Source organism: Tamlana sp. I1 (genome assembly GCF_015355625.1).
Classification (GTDB): domain Bacteria; phylum Bacteroidota; class Bacteroidia; order Flavobacteriales; family Flavobacteriaceae; genus Pseudotamlana.
The window spans coordinates 297,317-317,875 of record NZ_JACLAF010000002.1; the positions used below are offsets into that span (position 1 = coordinate 297,317).

18 protein-coding genes are annotated in these 20,559 nt (G+C 34.9%); 8 read left to right on the forward strand and 10 right to left on the reverse strand.

From position 1 onward, the window contains the following. The first annotated feature begins 56 nt into the window (after window positions 1-56). Entirely contained in the window at window positions 57-608 is a 552-nt protein-coding gene (locus H6X70_RS02725; RefSeq protein WP_194766137.1) for a sigma-70 family RNA polymerase sigma factor, read from the forward strand. A 2-nt stretch (window positions 609-610) separates the two neighbouring features. Further along, window positions 611-877, forward strand: a complete 267-nt coding sequence (locus H6X70_RS02730; RefSeq protein ID WP_194766138.1) for a hypothetical protein — start codon at window positions 611-613, stop codon at window positions 875-877. On the opposite strand, the gene H6X70_RS02735 is transcribed toward H6X70_RS02730, so the two are convergent. Further along, complete coding sequence (locus H6X70_RS02735) at window positions 851-1,669, reverse strand: hypothetical protein (RefSeq protein ID WP_194766139.1); 819 nt, start codon at window positions 1,667-1,669, stop codon at window positions 851-853. The genes H6X70_RS02730 and H6X70_RS02735 overlap by 27 nt on opposite strands. Before the next feature lie 120 nt (window positions 1,670-1,789). On the opposite strand from H6X70_RS02735, the gene gcvP reads away from it, so the two are divergent. The 4 genes from gcvP (at window position 1,790) to H6X70_RS02755 (ending at window position 7,255) form a co-directional block, all read left to right on the forward strand. Continuing rightward, window positions 1,790-4,639: an aminomethyl-transferring glycine dehydrogenase gene (gene gcvP, locus H6X70_RS02740; protein ID WP_194766140.1), complete on the forward strand. Its 2,850-nt coding sequence runs from the start codon at window positions 1,790-1,792 to the stop codon at window positions 4,637-4,639. A gap of 104 nt (window positions 4,640-4,743) precedes the next feature. Beyond that, window positions 4,744-5,802 carry a 3-oxoacyl-ACP synthase III family protein gene (locus H6X70_RS02745; RefSeq protein ID WP_194766141.1) on the forward strand — a complete coding sequence of 353 codons (1,059 nt, stop codon included), beginning with the start codon at window positions 4,744-4,746 and terminating at the stop codon, window positions 5,800-5,802. Between the two features lie 59 nt (window positions 5,803-5,861). Beyond that, window positions 5,862-6,383, forward strand: coding sequence for a methyltransferase (locus tag H6X70_RS02750; RefSeq protein ID WP_194766142.1), 522 nt, complete (start codon window positions 5,862-5,864; stop codon window positions 6,381-6,383). Between the two features lie 23 nt (window positions 6,384-6,406). Further along, entirely contained in the window at window positions 6,407-7,255 is an 849-nt protein-coding gene (locus H6X70_RS02755; protein WP_194766143.1) for a glycosyltransferase, read from the forward strand. Here the strand turns inward: H6X70_RS02755 and H6X70_RS02760 are convergent. Then, the gene (locus tag H6X70_RS02760) at window positions 7,248-8,057 is read right to left on the reverse strand and encodes a DNA/RNA non-specific endonuclease (protein WP_194766144.1); all 810 of its coding nucleotides are present in this window, start codon (window positions 8,055-8,057) and stop codon (window positions 7,248-7,250) included. The genes H6X70_RS02755 and H6X70_RS02760 overlap by 8 nt on opposite strands. Beyond that, entirely contained in the window at window positions 8,057-9,712 is a 1,656-nt protein-coding gene (gene pafA / locus H6X70_RS02765) for an alkaline phosphatase PafA (RefSeq protein WP_194766145.1), read from the reverse strand. The genes H6X70_RS02760 and pafA overlap by 1 nt, the downstream gene beginning before the upstream one ends. A gap of 105 nt (window positions 9,713-9,817) precedes the next feature. Between pafA and H6X70_RS02770 the strand changes: the two genes are divergently transcribed. Both H6X70_RS02770 and H6X70_RS02775 read left to right on the forward strand, forming a co-directional pair. Then, a complete protein-coding gene (locus H6X70_RS02770) occupies window positions 9,818-10,555 on the forward strand; it encodes an MlaE family ABC transporter permease (RefSeq protein WP_194766146.1) in 738 nt (245 codons plus the stop codon). After that, a complete protein-coding gene (locus H6X70_RS02775) occupies window positions 10,555-11,322 on the forward strand; it encodes an ABC transporter ATP-binding protein (protein WP_194766147.1) in 768 nt (255 codons plus the stop codon). The genes H6X70_RS02770 and H6X70_RS02775 overlap by 1 nt, the downstream gene beginning before the upstream one ends. Window positions 11,323-11,607: 285 nt before the next feature. On the opposite strand, the gene H6X70_RS02780 is transcribed toward H6X70_RS02775, so the two are convergent. From H6X70_RS02780 to H6X70_RS02810, 7 genes are all read right to left on the reverse strand, one after another. Further along, window positions 11,608-13,077: a DUF389 domain-containing protein gene (locus H6X70_RS02780; RefSeq protein ID WP_194766148.1), complete on the reverse strand. Its 1,470-nt coding sequence runs from the start codon at window positions 13,075-13,077 to the stop codon at window positions 11,608-11,610. An 8-nt stretch (window positions 13,078-13,085) separates the two neighbouring features. Beyond that, on the reverse strand, window positions 13,086-14,165 hold the full coding sequence (locus tag H6X70_RS02785; protein ID WP_194766149.1) for a mannose-1-phosphate guanylyltransferase: 1,080 nt from the start codon (window positions 14,163-14,165) through the stop codon (window positions 13,086-13,088). 5 nt (window positions 14,166-14,170) lie between these two features. Beyond that, window positions 14,171-14,767: a SprT-like domain-containing protein gene (locus H6X70_RS02790; RefSeq protein WP_194766150.1), complete on the reverse strand. Its 597-nt coding sequence runs from the start codon at window positions 14,765-14,767 to the stop codon at window positions 14,171-14,173. 144 nt (window positions 14,768-14,911) lie between these two features. Next, window positions 14,912-15,559 carry an HAD family hydrolase gene (locus H6X70_RS02795; RefSeq protein WP_194766151.1) on the reverse strand — a complete coding sequence of 216 codons (648 nt, stop codon included), beginning with the start codon at window positions 15,557-15,559 and terminating at the stop codon, window positions 14,912-14,914. 3 nt (window positions 15,560-15,562) lie between these two features. Then, complete coding sequence (locus H6X70_RS02800; protein ID WP_228530238.1) at window positions 15,563-18,829, reverse strand: T9SS type B sorting domain-containing protein; 3,267 nt, start codon at window positions 18,827-18,829, stop codon at window positions 15,563-15,565. A 67-nt stretch (window positions 18,830-18,896) separates the two neighbouring features. After that, window positions 18,897-19,580, reverse strand: coding sequence for an SDR family NAD(P)-dependent oxidoreductase (locus tag H6X70_RS02805; RefSeq protein ID WP_194766152.1), 684 nt, complete (start codon window positions 19,578-19,580; stop codon window positions 18,897-18,899). Beyond that, a complete protein-coding gene (locus tag H6X70_RS02810) occupies window positions 19,573-20,523 on the reverse strand; it encodes a M20/M25/M40 family metallo-hydrolase (protein WP_194766153.1) in 951 nt (316 codons plus the stop codon). Before H6X70_RS02810 ends, H6X70_RS02805 begins: the two co-directional genes overlap by 8 nt. Between the last annotated feature and the right edge of the window lie 36 nt (window positions 20,524-20,559).

The window sequence follows — 20,559 nt, forward strand, 5'->3', positions numbered from 1 at the left end:
TACTAAAAAATCAAAAATTTTCAACTACTTTTGAGTCAATAAAAAAACATTCCTCAATGCCAGATCATCAAATTAATCCTAATAAATGGATCGATTTATACGCCGATTACTTATTCAACTACACGATTTCTCGTGTTAGCGATAGGGAAATTGCCCAAGATTTGGTACAGGATACGTTTTTGGCTGCATTAAAATCGATGAAAAACTTTAAAGGCGAAGCCAGCGAACGTACTTGGTTGATTTCTATTTTAAAGCGAAAAATTATTGATTATTATCGTAAAATTAATTCGAATAAAGGCAAGGCCGAAGTTAGAATTAATTATAAAGATTCCGACAGTGAAGGCGATTGGCTTGAAGAACGCGTAGCCGACCCTTTTGATAAAACAGCTGAAGACGCTCTTGAAAATAATGAGCTTGGTGAAGCCATACTGAATTGCTTAAGCAAATTACCCGCGAAACAAGCTGAAGTTTTTAAAATGAAAACAATTCTTGATTACGAAACAGAAACCATCTGTAATGAACTGAATATTACAGCGTCTAACCTTTGGGTAATCATTCATAGAGCACGAACCGCTATGGCAAATTGTCTAAAAGAAAATTGGTTATAATTATGAGTAAGATTAAGGTTTTTATGCCTTGTAACGAAGCGGGTCATATTTGCGATAAAGCACAATATGAAGAAGCAACACTATGGGATAAAATTAAATTAAAAATGCACGTGCTTTACTGTAAAGGTTGCAGAAAACACACGAAAATAAACACCAAACTTACCGAGATTATAAAAGTATCTAACGTCGAATGTCTTGATAAAAAATGTAAAGAAGCCATGAAAAAGACCTTAGAACAAGCCTTAAACGAAAATAAGCATCAAAATTAACCACAAAACGGGTAGCCCTTCAACCCAAAACGAACAGTAATATTTCCCTTGTTCTGTTTTTGCTTTTAATACAAACATACCAGTTAATACTGTCATAAAAGACAAAATTAGCATTCTGGAATAGTCAACTTCATGCTTAAATAATTCTAGAACTAGAATAAAAACTAACAATAAAACACCTAGATTTTTAGTCTTTTTTACGCCTATCTTCTGCGGAATGGTTTCTAGATTTAATGTGTCATATTTTAAATCCCTAATTTCAAAAGGCAACATAAGCACAAGCACATAAGCAAACCGCTGAATGGCTATTAAAATTACGTCATTATTTATTTTAAATCCTTCATCGATAACAGGTAAAAACACGGTAACACCCGTCCAAACCAAAGCGATTATATAAACTTTTAAACCTTCTACACTTCGTAAACTTTGGGTTTTCTTCTGTAAAAACGGCGTGGCATATAAAAAGGTTAAAACGGCAAAACCACCTACTATAAAAATCGTTTTTATTTGCAATTGAACCGCGTAAAAACACATCAACAGAAAAGAAAAAAACGATAAAACCTGAATCGATTTTAGCCAATTTGCTAAACGTCTGTGGTAAAACTTGGCTACACTAAAAAATTTAACAAAATTATAACCTGTAATTGATGCAAAAAAAATAAAGTATAACACTACAGAATCGTAGGTTAAATCCAGTTCCAACAGGGTTATCCAAGCGCATGAAAACACAGCTAAAGCCACATGAATACTACTGTTTATATAAAAATTAAAAAACTGTTTCAAAACCTTCATAAAACAAATGTAACCAAAGTCTTGCTACAGATTCCTACGGAATAAAAACTTTCTATTTTTCGCAATAAAACACAACAAATATTCAGTATTTTTGCGAATTATTTATTCAAATATACTTTTATGAATACAAACGCGTTTGCTTTGCGTCATATTGGCCCTAACCAGGAGGACCAAACTTTAATGTTACAAACCTTAGGTGTAGATTCGTTAGATCAGTTAATCTACGAAACCATTCCTGATGATATTCGTTTAAAAAAACCGCTTGATTTAGACGAGCCTATGACCGAATATGAGTACCTACTTCATATTCATAAATTGTCTCTAAAAAATAAAGTTTATAAAACTTATATTGGATTAGGATACCACCCAACGGTTTTACCTGCGGTTATTCAACGTAATGTTTTAGAAAACCCTGGTTGGTACACGGCTTACACGCCTTACCAAGCCGAAATCGCTCAAGGTCGATTAGAAGCTTTACTGAATTTCCAAACCATGGTTATTGATTTAACAGGAATGGAAATTGCCAATGCATCACTGCTAGACGAAAGTACTGCTGCTGCCGAAGCTATGAGTTTATTATTTGCTGTGCGTGAACGCGATCAGAAAAAAGCAGGCGTTAATAAATTTTTCGTTTCAAAAAATATTTTACCTCAAACTTTATCGGTACTACAAACCAGAGCCACACCAATTGGTATTGAGCTAGTGGTTGGTAGCGAAGAAGAGTTTAACTTTTCTTCAGAATTTTTCGGAGCTATTTTACAGTACCCAGGAAAAGAAGGTCAAATTACCGATATTAAATCATTTATAGAACAAGCCAACGAAGCCAGAATAAAAGTAGCTGTAGCTGCCGATATTTTAAGCTTGGTAAAATTAGAAGCGCCAGGTAAATTTGGTGCCGATGTAGTGGTTGGAACCACACAACGTTTCGGAATCCCGATGGGTTATGGTGGTCCGCACGCAGCCTATTTCGCCACGAAAGAAGCTTACAAACGTGATTTACCAGGACGTATTATTGGAGTTACCAAAGATACCAACGGAAACCGTGCACTTCGTATGGCCTTGCAAACCAGAGAACAGCATATTAAACGTGATAAAGCCACATCTAACATTTGTACAGCGCAGGTTCTACTAGCTGTTATGGCTAGTATGTATGCCGTATATCACGGACCAAAAGGCTTAAAATTTATTGCCAACCGTGTGCATAATAAAGCGGTAACCCTAGCCAATGCTTTGGAAAAATTAGGATATGAACAAGTTAACAGCTCGTTTTTTGACACCATCCTTATTAAAGCCAACGCTAAAAAGATTGAGAAAATAGCCAATGGTAAAAAAGTAAACTTTTACTACCCAAACAAAAACACGGTAGCCATTTCTATTAATGAAACAACTTTAATTCCAGATTTAAACGTTCTTATTTCGATTTTTGCTAAAGCCGCAAATAAAAAGAGCATTATTATTTCTGAAGTTGAACAACATAATAACATTGCCGAGAATTTACAACGTAGGTCAGATTTCCTTACCGAGCCTGTTTTTAACAGTTATCATTCTGAAACTGAATTAATGCGTTACATTAAAATGCTAGAGCGTAAAGATTTATCATTAAATCATTCTATGATTTCTCTAGGATCTTGTACTATGAAGTTAAACGCGGCTTCAGAAATGTTGCCTTTAAGTTCTGTGAACTGGGGAACCATTCACCCTTTCGCGCCTTTAAAACAAGCTAAAGGCTATTTAAAAGTGCTTAAAGCTCTAGAAGATCAACTTACCGAAATCACAGGTTTTGCTGCAACATCATTACAACCAAATTCTGGTGCTCAAGGTGAGTTTGCCGGACTTATGGTTATTAAGGCTTATCATGAATCTCGTGGTGATCACCATAGAAATATTTGCTTAATTCCGTCGTCTGCTCACGGCACCAACCCTGCCAGTGCGGTTATGGCTGGTATGAAAGTGGTGGTAACCAAATCGACCGAAGAAGGCAACATCGATGTAGAAGACTTACGTGAAAAAGCCGAACTACACGCCGATAACTTATCCTGTTTAATGGTTACTTACCCATCAACACACGGGGTTTACGAATCTGCGATTAAAGAAATCACCAAAATTATCCATGATAATGGCGGACAAGTATACATGGACGGAGCAAATATGAACGCCCAAGTAGGCTTAACCAATCCAGGGAATATTGGAGCCGATGTTTGTCATTTAAATCTGCATAAAACCTTTGCGATTCCTCATGGTGGTGGAGGTCCAGGTGTTGGCCCAATTTGTGTTGCCGAACAACTTGTACCATTTTTGCCTGGAAACCCAATTGTGAAAACAGGAGGTAAAGATGCCATTACTGGAATTTCAGCGGCGCCTTTTGGATCGGCTTTAGTTTGTTTGATTTCTTATGGTTATATTAAAATGTTAGGTGCTGAAGGTTTAACAGAATCTACCAAAGTAGCCATCTTAAATGCTAATTACATCAAACAACGCCTTCAAGGTAGTTTTGATACTTTATATTCTGGTGAACGTGGTAGAGCGGCTCACGAAATGATAGTAGACTGTCGTCCGTTTAAAGCTAACGGTATTGAAGTAACCGACATCGCAAAACGATTAATTGATTACGGTTTCCATTCACCTACCTTATCATTCCCGGTTGCTGGTACTTTAATGATCGAGCCTACAGAAAGTGAAAGTAAAGGGGAAATAGACCGTTTCTGTGATGCATTAATTGCTATTAAAAATGAAATTGATAACGCCTCTAAAGACGAGACTAACAACGTTTTAAAGAATGCGCCTCACACTTTAGCCATGCTTACTAGTGAAACTTGGGACTTCCCATACTCTCGCGAGCAAGCCGCTTTTCCTTTAGATTATGTAAAGGAAAACAAATTTTGGCCAAGTGTTAGACGTGTTGATGATGCTTACGGTGATAGAAACCTAATTTGCTCTTGCGCACCGATTGAAGATTATATTGAAGCTTAAAAGCACGGTTGAACATCGTAAATTTTAATAAAACAGAAACCATCACGATTTAAAAACTCATATATTGCTTGATACTAATTTTAATCAGGCAATTTTCCTTTTTTATGACTATAAAAATAACAGGAACAGGAAGCTATATTCCTGCCGATATTGAAAGAAACGAAGACTTTCATAATCATGAGTTTTTAAATAGTGATGGTTCTACAATAAACGCCCCGAGCGAGGTTATCGTTAAAAAATTTAAGGCTATAACAGGTATCGCCGAAAGGCGTTATGTTAAGCCTCATTTAACAACTTCCGACATCGCTTCTTTTGCTGCTGAAAAAGCCATTGAACGCGCCAATATTTCTCGTGAAGACCTTGATTATATTATCGTTGCCCATAATTATGGGGACATCAAACACGATAGCATTCAAAGTGATACAGTTCCTAGTCTCGCCTCTCGTGTTAAGCATCTTTTACGTATTGAAAACCCTAAATGTGTAGCCTACGATTTACTTTTTGGCTGCCCAGGATGGATTCAAGGCGTTATTCAAGCCGAAGCATTTATCAAATCGGGTATTGCTAAAAAATGCCTAGTTATTGGAGCCGAAACCTTATCGCGCATTTTAGATCCTTCCGATAGGGATTCTATGATTTACAGCGATGGTGCTGGTGCCGTAGTTATAGAGGCTACCGAGCAAACAGGCGGTATTTTAGCCCATGAAGCGGCAACATTTTCTTTGGAAGAAGCCCACTTCATTTTCTTTGGAGAAACTTACAACCCAAAGGTAGATGACAACCGTTGCTACATTAAAATGCACGGTCGTAAAATTTACGAATTTGCCTTAACCAACGTACCACTAGCCATGAAGTCTTGCTTGGATAAAAGTGGTGTTGATATTTCTAAAATCAAAAAAATCCTCATCCATCAAGCCAACGAAAAAATGGACGAAGCCATTGTAAAACGTTTTTACGAGCTTTACAATTTAGAAATGCCCGATGGTATCATGCCTATGAGTATTGGAAAATTAGGAAATTCTAGTGTGGCTACGGTTCCGACTTTATACGATTTAATTTTAAATGGCAAGATGAAAAATCAGGAAATAAAGCAAGGAGACACTATTATATTTGCTAGTGTTGGTGCAGGTATGAACATAAATGCTATTGTTTACGAAGTATAAAATATTCAACAATTATTTGAAATTTCCAGTTTTTGGAAGTGAAAAAATAAAACCAATTGATGTACGAAAAAACATTTCCAAATAAACGTTTTAAACACACCATAGAATTTCTAGAAAAACACATCACAACCGCCGAAACTATTTTAGATTTGGGCGTTGTAAATCCGTTTACTAAAATCATGGAAACACAGGGTTTTCAAGTTGAAAACACGAAAGGTGAAGATTTAGACACAGACACATCGAACATTACAAATTCGAATGCCGATGTGGTAACCGCTTTTGAAATTTTCGAACATTTACTTTCGCCTTTCACCGTCCTTCAATCGATTAAAGCCGATAAACTAGTAGCTAGCGTACCACTGAAACTTTGGTTTTCTTCAGCATATAGAAGCAAAACCGATATGCTAGATCGTCATTATCATGAATTTGAAGATTGGCAATTCGACTGGCTCTTAGAAAAAGCAGGCTGGAAAATTATAGACCGCCAAAAATGGACAAATCCAACTAAAAAGATTGGCATCCGTCCTATTTTAAGATGGTTTACGCCTAGATATTACATCGTTTACGCCGAAAGAGTTTAACTTTACGCCAAAACCTTTCTACTTTGAATTTTTATATTGTTATCCCTGCACACAACGAAGAAACCTCGATAGGACAAACCTTAGAGTCGTTAGTCAATCAAAGTCTGTTGCCTAAACGTGTGGTGGTGGTGAATGATAATTCAACCGACGATACTCAAAAAATTGTTAGCGCTTTCGCGGAAAAGTACGCGTTCATATCCTTAGTTAATTCCAAGTCATCCAACAAACATTTACCAGGTTCAAAAATCATTAATGCCTTCTATAAAGGTTATGAAACTTTAGATGATGATTACGATGTAATCTGTAAATTTGATGCCGATTTAATTTTTCCGAAGCATTATTTAGAACAATTATCCCATCATTTTTCTACTGATGAGAAACTAGGTATGGCTTCAGGCTTTTGCTATATTGAAAAAAATGGCGATTGGATTCTTGAAAACCTAACCCGAAAAGACCATATTCGAGGTGCTTTGAAAGCCTACAGAAAAGCATGTTTTATCGAAATTGGCAAATTAAAACCGTCAATGGGTTGGGATACCGTTGATGAGTTGTTGGCAAAATATTACGGTTGGACCATTTTAACCGATGAAACTCTTCATATAAAGCATTTAAAACCTACGGGCATCAGCTACAACAAAGCTTCTAAATATTTGCAAGGAGAAGCCATGTATAAAATGCGCTATGGTTTTATAATCACTTTAATTTCTGCGGGAAAACTGGCATATAAAAAAAGAAGTGTGGCATTATTTAAAGATTATTTGGCAGGCTATTTTAAAGCAAAAAGCAACAACATTGACTTTTTAGTTTCTGAAGATGAAGGCAAATTCATTAGAAACCTACGTTGGAAAGGCATGCGTTCAAAAATTAGTTAAACGCCCAGTCTTTATAACTGTTTGAAGCTTCCAACTTGTTTTCCAAATCATCTTCCAGTTCTGGAAAAAAATCGATACCCGTTAATTTTTCAATAGAATCTACAGGCACCACAAAATCGTATAGCGGCTTTCTAGAATTTTCATGTGGTACTAAAAAACCAATCATTTTAGTTTTTCCCGAATTGGTATCAATAAGCACTTTGTAAAACGCATTAGGCACCGATACGTTTTCGCTACCAATAGTTTTCATCTCGCCTTTTAAAACACCGCCAGTAACCACAAATACACCGTCGTATTTTTGTGCCCAATAGCGTACTTTTTGTTCTAAAGTATTCCAAATCCCTGCATTGAAATTATGCTCTTGCGGACTAATATTACTGGTTAAAAAGGTTTCGTCGTGCGCTTCTTTGCTGTATAAACGATCGGCAGCAGGACATAAATGGCCGCGATCGTAACCCGATTTTTTATAATTACGCCAATGTGCTGCTCCGGTTTTAACGGCTGAATCAATTTCAAAATAAGGCCGTTTGAAATTTCTATTTGAAAGATCCGATTTTTTCAATTCGTAAGCTACCCATTCTGCTTGTTCGTCTTTTTCACTGTAAGACAAGGAATATCCGTTATGATGAATAACTTGTCCTGTAGTACTTGTAGGCAAGAAAAATTCGTTGGTTTTTGCCTTTGGGTTTTGGCCATCAGTTACAACCTCAGCTTTTTCTGCTTCAGCTAAAAAATGTTCATAACCATAAACACTCACAAAAAGCAAAACAGCAATAATAGAATATAGGGTGCGTTTATTCATTATTCTAAAACATACTCTAATGGTTTTCCTATCGCAGCGTTAGGAAAGCTAATGCCTAATAAAGCAGAAATTGTAGGCGCTATATCAATGATTCTCGTTTTCTCAAGGGTTTCACCATGTTTTATTCCTTTTCCGAAAAATAACAATGGCACATGCGTATCGTAATTTAAACCGCTACCATGAGTAGACCCCGTTTTTCCGTATGAAATATAAGCCGGATCGTTAACCAACATCACATCACCCGAACGTTTCTGATTGAATCCTTTTTGCACTAAATCTTCAATACCTTCGGTGAAATCGGTTGAAATCATTGTAGTTCTGGTATAAGCTTTAGAAACATGAGGATAAGTCATTTGCTCGGCAACAATAGCATTTTCAACATCTTCAAGTTTTAATCCTAAAGCTTTTATTTTAGCTTTATTCAAGAAAATTTGATCGTTGCTTATGTTTTCGACAATTTCAGTAGACCCATAAGTTTTAACTAAAAAATCGTTGAATTTTTGTTTTCTCTCATCATTATTCAAATACCCTGAAGGAATTTTATGCGATTCCAAATAAGCAGGCACATCAATTGCACCGTGATCTGCCGTTAAAAAAACAACATACTCCCCTGCCCCTACTTCCTTATCTAAAACTTTAAAAAAGCGTTCTAAATCTTTATCTAATCGAATATAAGCATCTTCAACTTCCTTTGAATTCACTCCAAAATTATGACCAATATAATCTGTGCACGAATAACTTACCGTTAATACATCGGTAAAAGCATCTGTTCCTAGCGCTTCACCTTCAATCGCTGCAATAGCAAAATCGGTAGTTAAATTATTGCCATAAGGTGTTGTTTTCAAAATATTATAATGGCCGTTTTTATCTTGTAACGACTTTAAATCATAAGGAAATGTTGCGGTTTCTTTTCCTTTAAAACCACCTTCAAAAGCATTTAAATCGGCACCACTTTCAACATAAGAATCAATCTTATAAAAAGTATCCCATTCCTTTAAATACGATTTGGCTGTTTTACTTTTATTAAATTTTTCAACCCATTTAGGCAGTTCATTCATATAAAACGAACTTGAAATCCACACCCCTTCTTCTTTACCATGAAACCAATAAGCCGCATCGGCAGTATGTCCTGCAGGTAAAATGGCACCACGGTCTTTTACAGAAATACCAATTGTTTTTCCTTTTTGCTGCGTAAACAATTTATTTTCGTCGGCAAACGTTGTAGTTAACATTCTACTCGGCGACATTTTTCCTGCTTTATCGGCAGTTCCAATAGATTTTACACTAGCATCATCGGCACAATATACCCTAGACTTCGTTTCTTTTTCATACCAATTGTTACCAATAATACCATGGTATTTTGGCGTAGTTCCCGTGTAAATGGAAGCATGCCCTGGTGCGGTGTAAGTTGGTACATAATTAAAATGATTGTTTTTACAGTTAAAACCTTCATTCATCATACGTTTAAAACCACCTTCACCATATTTTGAATAAAAACGCGTTAAATAGTCGTATCGCATTTGATCGACTACAATTCCAACTACTAATTTAGGTTGGGTTTTGCTGGTATTTTGATGTGATTCAGACTGTTTCTGTGCAGAAGAATTAAAACTAAAAGCACACAAAAAAAGGGTGTAATATATATATTTAAGCATAATTTGTATATGAACCTCAAAAATACATATTTTAAAACATCATAATTTAAAATTAAGGTTAAATACCTCTAAGTTTTTTTTACTTTAGCAGCTACAAAACTGCATATGAATTACCTGCACAGCATAGGAACTTATTTTTTAATGATTGCCGAAATGTTTCGCAAACCAACAAAATGGAGCGTTATGAAGAAGCTAATCTTAAAAGACATAGACGATTTAATTATTGGATCTTTAGGTATTGTTGCGTTTATAGCCTTTTTTGTTGGTGGCGTTGTTACCATACAAACCGCATTAAATATAGACAACCCATTAATCCCAAAATATCTTGTAGGTTTTGCTACAAGACAATCAATTTTATTAGAGTTTGCCCCTACATTTCTTTCCATAGTAATGGCTGGAAAAGTAGGATCATTTATAACATCCAGTATAGGAACCATGCGCGTTACCGAGCAAATTGATGCCCTTGAAGTTATGGGTATAAACTCGATAAACTATTTGGTTTTCCCTAAATTTATTGCCCTGATGCTTTATCCGTTTTTAATTTGCATTGGTATGTTTTTAGGTATTCTTGGTGGCCTTGTTGCTTGTCTATACGGCGGATTTAGTGCTCCTGAAGATTATATTACGGGAATTCAATTGGATTTTGACCCTTTTCATATCACATACGCCTTTATTAAAACGGGGGTTTTCGCTTTTCTATTAGCAACTATTCCGTCTTACCACGGTTATTATATGACAGGTGGCGCACTTGAGGTTGGAAAAGCAAGTACCACATCCTTTGTTTGGACTAGTGTGTTTATCATTCTTTTAAATTATTTACTAACCCAAATGTTATTAAGCTAATGATTGAAGTTAAAGATTTACACAAATCGTTTGGAGACAGTGAAATTCTAAAAGGGATAACAACGTCTTTTGAACAAGGCAAAACAAACTTAATAATTGGGCAAAGTGGTTCTGGTAAAACAGTTTTTTTGAAATGCTTATTGGGGTTATTTGATTATGAAGGTGGTTCAATTTCATACAATGGAAAAATATTTTCACGCTTAAGTGAAGATGAAAAACGAAACATACGTGCCGAAATAGGTATGGTTTTTCAAGGCAGTGCCTTATTCGACTCTATGACTATTGAAGAAAACGTGATGTTTCCCTTACGCATGTTTACCAAACTTAACAAAAACGACATGCGAGAACGCGCCGACCTTGCTTTAAAACGCGTAAACTTAGATACTGCACACAATAAAATGCCAAGCGAAGCTTCTGGCGGAATGCAAAAACGTGTGGCTATTGCTCGCGCCATTGTAAACAGGCCGAAGTACTTATTTTGTGACGAACCCAATTCGGGCTTAGACCCAAAAACCTCGATTGTTATTGATAATCTCATTAAAGAAATTACTGAAGAATATAAAATAACTACTGTTATCAATTCCCATGACATGAACTCTGTGATGGAAATTGGTGAAAAAATTGTGTTTTTAAAAGACGGCCTAAAAGCTTGGGAAGGTTCCAACAAAACTATTTTTAGAACCGATAATGAAGTCGTAACCGATTTCGTTTACTCTTCAAACCTCTTTAAAAAGGTTCGTAAAATGTATTTGGAAGAAAATAGTTAACCCGTTATACAAAACTGGGTAATTTTATTTTAGTTACAGTTTATCCATTATCGATTTCTAACTTTTTAAACACTTAAACAAAGAACTTGTGTTTGTTTAAATGAACACGTCTCTGCTTTAAACCAAAAGCTATAAACCCCAGCTATAGTATTAAAATTAACGCCAATTTAGGAAGCTTCAGGAATATATTTATAAAAAATAGGGGGTGTTTATTCTACAAAAAAAGGCTCTGCTATATCGTATAGCAGAGCCTTTTCAATTTGAAATATAACTGTAAATAAGTTTTTAATTCATTTTACGAACCACTAAAGTATCTAAACTCAACTTTAGTTTTAACCATTTTTCTAGTTTGGTTTTATCTTTCACACGATCAGCTTCCTTATAACCAGATTTCCATTTTACAGAAAACACAGGCATGGTGTCTTTCTTTTTAAAATTAGTGTTAATTACATTGGCATAAGAGAATTGCTCGATGTTCTCGTAATTAATCTTCAGTTCTTCGGTTAAGCCATCAAATGCCAAATAGCTACTTTCAAGCTTTGTAAATCGTTTAAGTTTATCTTCTAAATAATGGATTTTATCAGTTTGCGATAAAATATCCAAAGAATCACGGGTACGTAATTCTTCCATGTATTTAAAATTATCTAGATTTTTGGATCTGTTTTGATTGAAGTTCAATTTCGTTTTAGACAAGGCTCTATAATCCTTCATGTTATTTCGTAAAATAGCAATGGTTGTTTCTGGTATTTCATCTAAACCAAAAGTATTTAGCTCGATAAACGAATTTTCATCATCAATATAAGTATATGAAGCATTATTTTTAATGTACTCACCATGTGGTAAATCAGATAATTCTTCTTTAATAAACATACTAGCATCACGTTTAAAATTGCTTTCTTTTAAAACATTTAAAAACGTCCAAACCGCAGGAACCATAACCACTACAGCCAACAACATGGCCATTCTAGAAATAAATAAACGGCGTTTTGAATTGGCATATTTAATCATTGGAAACCTTAAAAGTTTCAATACTAAAAATGTAGCCAATGCAATAAAAATGGTGTTAATTGTAAATAAATACATGGCTCCTCCAAAGTAAACAAAGTTGCCCTTAGCTAAGCCATAACCTGCCGTACAAAGCGGTGGCATTAAAGCTGTTGCAATCGCTACACCAAATATAACAGAAGCAATAGTTCCTTTTTTTGTTCGTGCAATAATCAAAGCTAAACCACCAAAAAATGCAATTAAAACATCGCGAATATCGGGTCTTACACGACCTAAAAGTTCCGAGGTATCTTCACTTAATGGAAACAACCAAAAGAATAAAAAAGCCGTTAACAAACTAAGCACAATCATGGTAGCTAGGTTTATTAATGATTTTTTAAGGGTATCGATATCGTTAATAGCAAGCGACATTCCCATGCCTAAAATCGGCCCCATTAGAGGAGAAATTAACATGGCTCCAATAACAACAGCTGTTGAATTGGCGTTAAGCCCTATAGATGCCACAAATATAGAACAGACCAAAATCCATGCTGTAGCGCCTTTAAATGGAATATCTGCCTTTATCGCTAAAAGCGTTGCTTCCCGATCGGTATCATCTCTAAAATCTAATAATTCTCTTAAAAAGATTTTTATACTGGCTAAAAGACCTTGTGCATCTTTTTTAACAGCTTCTTTAGATTCTTCAACGTTCTTTTCTTTTTCGGCTTCAATTTCCTCGTCCGAAAAGTTGAATTTATTTTCTTCGCTCATCTCTTTGGTTATCCGTAATGTTCTCCAAATTTATTTTTAACATTTTGGAGCACTTTTTTAATATCCTGCTCCTTAGACTTAGGAAAGATAAGTAAAACTTCCTCTTTATCCACAATAATATAATCGTTCAGTCCATCTACAACAACGATTTTATCTTTTTTAGTACGAATCATATTCCCTGAAGCATCTTCGGGTAAAACTCTCGCATTCACTACGGCGTTGCCATTTTCTGTTTTATCTAACTTGTCGTATAAACTGCCCCAAGTTCCTAAATCGTTCCAGTCAAATTCGGCAGCAATCACGTAAACATTGGATGATTTTTCCATAATCGCATAATCTACCGAGATATTTTCTGCTTTAGGGTAAGTTTCCTCAATAAAATCCGCTTCTAAATTGGTATTATAAGCCGATATGCCAGACTCAAATAAAGCGAATAAGTCTGGTTGATTTTTCTTAAAAGTATCGACTACCGTTTTAACACTCCACATAAAAATCCCTGCATTCCAAAGAAAATTACCTTGAGAAATAAAGCCTTTAGCCGTTTCATAATCTGGTTTTTCTCTAAACTGATTTACCGATTTTATCGCTTCCGCGGAAGACTTATCGTATTCAATATAACCATAACCTGTATTTGGAAATGTGGGTTGAATACCTAAAGTCATTAAGGCATCATTTTTAGAACAAAACTCGAAAGCCTGCTCGACATTTTTTGAAAAGGTTTGTTCATCTTCAATCCAATGATCGCTAGGTGCCACAATCATAACAGCATCTGGATTTTCCTTTTGAATTTTTAATGAAGCATACAAAATACATGGAGCCGTATTACGCATAGCGGGTTCTAAAACCACTTGGCGTTGCGTTACTTCTGGCAATTGCTCTAAGACCAAATCATTGTAACGCGCATTGGTTAAAATGAATATATTTTCTTTAGGAATAAGTTTTGCTAAACGGTGAAATGTTTTTTGGATTAAAGTATCGCCCGTGCCTAGCATATCGTGAAATTGCTTCGGAAATTCTTCTGTACTTATCGGCCAAAATCGTGATCCTACACCGCCTGCCATTAATATGGCGTAATAATTCTTCTTCATGTATCTTATTTTATAATTTCTACTTCGGCATTGGGATTAAACAAATACATTCTACCTGTTTTAACCTCAACCCCTTCATATCGTTTTACGCGTTTATTCCCCATTTTAAAGACTCTTCCGTTATAAATTTTAAAAATGCTTCCCATGGGAACTTCAAAAATATAGGTTTTATCGTTAGGTTCATCAAATTGTTTTAATGCTAACGATAAGTTGACATCGGTATCGCTACTCGCTTTTGGGTTTTTAAAATGTTTTGCCAATAATGGTAAAAGCTCATTTGGAAAAATATCTGGATTTAAAAAGGGCAACATTAAATGCTGAAAGGTGTATTTCCATTCCTTACCATGGGGTTTTATAAACTTACCGTAGGTTTTAAAAGCTTCAAAGTGAGCGATTTCATGTACCAAAGTAATTAAAAAACGATAGACATTCAAATTTGAATTAATAGTAATTTGATGCCGCCCATTAGGCAAGCGCATGTAATCGCCATGCCGCGTTTTGCGTTCGCTCTTAATTTTAACCACCAAATGCTCATGCTTTAAAAGCTGTAAAATTTGGGGTAAAGCAGTTTCTGGAATGTATTTTTGAAGTTGATTTTGCATCGAGGCAAAAATAGTAGAATTATATTTAAATGTTGAGTCGGGGAATTGTTTAATTATGAAAAGAGACAGCGCCTCAAAGTAACAAAGGTTCAAAGTATGTGGCGAGAAAGGGAATCGGGATTTAGTAATTAACATAGCTTAAAGCTACTTATCCTCCTCAATAAGCCCCAACAAGTCACTCATTTTAGAAAATGTTTTGGTGGCTAGGGTTTCTATTTCATGAGTTGTTCCATATTCTGTATAAGCAAACACATCAAATCCGCCGGCCTTTGCTGCTTGAACTCCAGACAAACTATCTTCTATAACCAAACATTCTTCTGGGGTAAAGCCCATGGTTTCTACTGCCCATAAAAATACGGCAGGATCTGGCTTCCATTTCTGTAAAGCGTAACAACTAAAAATTCGGTTTTCAAAAAAAGGTAGTAATCCTGTAACTTCTAAATTTAGACGTATTTTATTTTCCGGACCGCTTGAAGCTACACAAAAAGGAATATTTAAAGCTTCAATAACCTCTCGAACTCCTTTTATAGGTTGTATTTCTGCTCGAAAAGCTTTGAATGTATTGGTTCTGTAATCGGCTTCAAAAGTATCAGGAAGTGGTTTTCCTATTAAATCTGAAATTAACGCCATACATGAGTTTAACGACTTTCCTTTTAAATCTATTACCGATTGTTCAACAGGCATATTAGCGCCTAGTTTATTAGCCATTGCAACCAATACACCTATAGCAATGGTTTCACTATCAATTAAAACCCCATCACAATCGAAAATAACACATTTGTATTTACTCATAAATTAACGTTTTAATGCAAAATGACCAGAAAAATTATTCGTGCTATTTAATTTAACTGTAAACCAATAATCCGAACTAGGCATATTCTTGTTTTTACAAGTGCCATCCCACCCCATACTGTTAGCTGAAATTTGCTTTAAAAATGTTCCATGTCTATCATATATTAAAATAATAGCGTTTGAATAATTAGTTACCCCTTTAATTTGCCAAGTATCATTGATACCATCGCCATTTGGAGTAAAATATTTGGGATAATCTATTACAGTTACTTCTTCAAAATCTTCTCCACAACCTAGTTTATCCCTCACCGAAACAGCATACACACCTCCGTGTATATTATTAAATCTATGGCTTGATTGATAATTAAAACCATCTATAGAATATTCAAAATCTCCATCGCCTGAAACATAAATCTCAATAAAATTATTATCAGACAACTCCTTATATTCAACATTTGTAATAATTGGTAATACCGAACGAATTAATTCAAAATCAATTCGATTTTCACAATAAATACCATTCTTGGTTTCGCCAATTGTAAGGGAATAAAATCCTGCTGCTTCTAAATTAGCTTCAAAAATATTAGAAATAATAGTTCCATCTTGATATTCCCATATATATGTATCTAAATTCCTTTTAACACTTAGGTTTAAATGAGGTTCTAAATTACATAAGAAATAAGTTTCCTCTAAGTTAACAACAGGTAACTCATTCACTATCAAATCAAAACTAGTTTCAGAATAACATAAACTATTCAACTCATTTTCAACTCTAACTTTTAAGTTTTGTTTCCATGATTGAGTATTTTTAAAAGATAGAGGTAACGGACTAGGTAATATATTTCCACTTGTATCAAAATAACTAATTTTTAAACCGCTTTGATTTCCTATTAATTCGTTCTCAATATGGGATGTATTAAAATTGGCAAAACCATTCCCCAAATTACATCCATAAAGAGTTTGTGGGGTATTAACTCGAGGTTGCGACGCTGTATTCAAGAGTAAAAGAGTTTCTGAAAAACAGTTTGTTTGTGGGTTTGTAACTCTAACTGTTATTATTTCTTGATTCGCAATACTATTTTTATAGGGGTTAGGTAACGGACTAGATAGCTGTTTTCCAGAATTATCAAAATAAGACACTTCCATGTCTGTTTGACCACCTAAAACTTCTGTTTCAATTGTTGACGTATCAAAATATTCTGAAATACCATCGTTATTATCATCGCAACCAATGATTTCATCTAATGAGTTTGCAATTGGTAAAGCACTCACAACTAACTTAAAAGTAGTTTCATTAAAACAATTAGTATCGGTATAGACTGCCCTAACCGAAATTTCTTCTTCATTTACCACTAAATTTTCAACAGTTTGTAATGGAGAAACAATTTTTTGACCGTTTTCATGATAAAATTCAATATCAACATTAGTGTTATTTGCAATTAAACTTGATTTAACTTGTTGTAAATTAAAATTAGAATAGCCTTTGGTTTCACTTTCACAAACAATTAAATCTTTAACATGTTCTAGATTTGGTAATGGGTTTATAATTAAATCAAAAGTAGTTTCTGAATAACAACAAGGAGCATTTTGATGAGCTACTCTTACAGTAATCGTTTCCCTGTCTCTAATTGTATTTGAAAAAGTATTTGTTAATGCCTTGTACTCGTTTCCTGAACCATCAATAAAAGTGACTACTTTATTTGACTGAGCTTTTAAAACTTGTTGTTTAATTGTTGAAAGATTAAATGATGAAGATATACCGGAACCATAAGCATCTTCACAAGCATAGACATCATTAATCCCATAGGCTGTCGGCGGCTCTTTTACATCGATAGTCTCTTTTAAAACCTCGACACTTCCGTTTTTACCAGTAACCGTGGCAGTAATGGTATATGTGCCATCTGCTGAAAAATCATGAAAAGGGGATAAATTCGTCGATGTATTATTTACTCCTGAAGCCACATCACCAAAATTCCAAACCACTGAAGCCACGTTTGCTTTATCTTCTATACTAAATTCTTTAAGAAACTCTGAACAAACATTTGAAATATTCATTTCAAAATTGTTGGTTACATGTTTAACGTTTCCTGTAACATTTATGTAGAAATTAGCATTTGGTCTTCCAAAATCTGCTGTAGAAACATATTCATTTCCAAAATTAGAACCTCCAGCAACCCATGTACAACCTCTTTGCCATGATACGGCATTATCATAAGTGGAACCAGCAATAAAAGCTACACCATCTCCATAAACAATTCCTTTATGAACTTCTACTAAAATTCTTTCTACATCAGCTGGAATTACAATTGGTGTATCAAAATCTACCTGAACAATTTGCGAACTACGATCTATATTAGGAGAAAGCTGTTGATATTGACTACTACCTATCAAATCTGCTTCGGAAAACGAGGCAGGAAATTTATCATCTATTTTATATATATTAAAACTAATCTCTGGCAGCCAACCTGTTTTATTAATACCAACTTGACCAGAATTAATTACAAATTCTTCATTTGAAGATATACCAAAATCATCTAAAGTAAATGCTCTTGCCCAATATATGTATGATGACGAGCAAGAGTGTATATTTGTTTCTATTATATCATCACAACCGTTATGAGATAACCGGACAGTGTTACCTGAGCTTTTTACAGCCAAAACATCTCCTGTTACATTAATATAAAAATTAGCATTAGGAACAGGAATGGTTAATTCTGTTGTCGGTTTTAGGCTGTAATTCTCTAGACATCCCTCGTACCAGGATTCACCTGTATCAGCTTCTGTTCCTGCAATAAAAACTTGAGCAGATTCAGGATTATAAGAATCTACATGCTTTTGTACTGTCACTAAAATTCTTTCTGTTCCAGCCGGAACAATTATTGGTTCATCAAAATCTACTTTTATTACTTCAGGAACACCATCAATAATAGGCGCCTGACCAATACCTCGACGACCAAGTACTGTTCTTGGATATAAGGAATGGTGAAATACAGGAAAATTAGCGTCTATACTATAAACATTAAATTGTAATCTTGCCCCGCTATTAGACTTGCTAAGAGCTACCTGCCCGGATTTAATAACAAATTGTTCATTTGCTGATATACCAAAATCTGACAACTTAAAAATTCTCGACCACCCTTCATCCTTATCTTCGCATGAAAACATCCCTGTATCTATTGGCGTATTACCTACATTGTGTGATAAAGTTATTTGAGAATACCCCAAATTCACTAAAGTTAATAACAAAAAAATCGAAAAGATATTCCTCATAAAAGTAGGCTAAAAACTAAACTCTGTCTTATTTTAAGTTATAAAAATCTATAAGTACGGTTAGAAATTAAGGCGTAGAATTAGAAACCTGAAGCATTTTACCGTTATAATATTTGTTTCCGTTTAGGGCAAAATCGAAAATGTATTCAGCCATTTCTAAAGCTGTAATTGGTGCCTGATAACCAGGAAAGGCTTCCTCAAGCATTTCAGTTTGAACGGCACCTAAAGCTAAAACATTAAATGAAATTCCAGAATCTTTATATTCTTCGGCTAACAATTCTGTTAAGGTAATTACGGCAGCTTTACTAGAACTATAGGCTGCTAAACCTGGGAATTTCATACTACCTTGCACCCCACCCATTGAACTAATGGTTACCACGTGACTTTGTTTTTTCATAAAAGGTAGAACCACACGGGTTAATTCGGCAACACCAAAAACATTGGTTCGGTATATGTTTTCAAAATCTTGCATGGAAATTTCTGAAAACGGTTTATTAAGCAATGCTCCGGCATTATTGATTAATACATCAACTTGTTTCCAGTTTTTAGCTATAAAATTTTCAACCTTTTTGTAAGCCTCATGATCTGACAAATCAAAAGAAAAAACGGTAACATTTTTAAGGTTCAAATCAAAAATTGGCTTTTCATTCCGCGAAAGCGCTAAAACTTGATGCCCTTGTTTTGCAAATAATTGCACCAATTCGAAACCAATACCGCGACTTGTTCCTGTAATAATAATATGTTTACTCATGTAGTTTAATCTCTTTGGTTGGTGCATTTATCATGCCTTCTAAAGCAGGAATCATTTTATTTATAAAACTTGTCATGTGTTGATAATCGATTTTATCAGGCTCGTCATCAACGTGATGGTAATATTCAAAATTTGCAAAATCGAAGGTTGAAATTGCTTGAGCAGGAACATGAAATGCTTGATAAAACGGATAATTATCCGAACGTTTAAACAAATTATAAGCCTTAGCTTTTTCTAGATAACCAAGTAACTTTTGCTCTGCGTAAACATTGAGCTTTTCTCCCATATTAGAAAGATCGTAACCCGTGATGTAGGCCATAGATTGGTCGGGATTTCGAGGCACGCCAATCATTTCAAAATTAATCATGGTATATAGATCTAAATTTTCAGCCTTTAAGCGTTGAGCTAAATGCGTTGAGCCTAACAAACCCATTTCTTCGGCTGCATAAAGCGTAAAGAGGATGCTTCGTTTATTGCTTTTTGTTTCATTAAAATATTTAGCCCACTCCATTACAGCCACAGTTCCCGAAGCGTCATCGTTAGCACCATTTGCAATAACATCGCCTTCAACTGCGGGAGCCGTTCCAATATGATCGTAGTGTCCGCCAAGAATTACGAATTCATTTTTTAATTTAGAATCGTTGCCTTCAATATACCCAACAATATTATAGCCAATAATTCCGCCCTCAATATTAAAGGTATCTCTATAGGTCTTAAAATAAGGTTTGATGTTATTCTTTTTGAAGAATTTCTCGATATAAACCGCTGCTTTTTCAATACCAGCTGTTCCTGTTTTTCGACCTTCAAGAGCATCTGAAGCCAAATGATGCACGCTTTTTTTGATGCTTTTAAGTTTAATAGGAGCATCTGAATTATTGTTTTGTGCTATGCCACTTAATGATATAAGCAGTACAAGCAGGACGTTTATTTTTGTTTTTACCATGGAATAAAGATAAAAAAAACCTGTTTCTTTTTACTG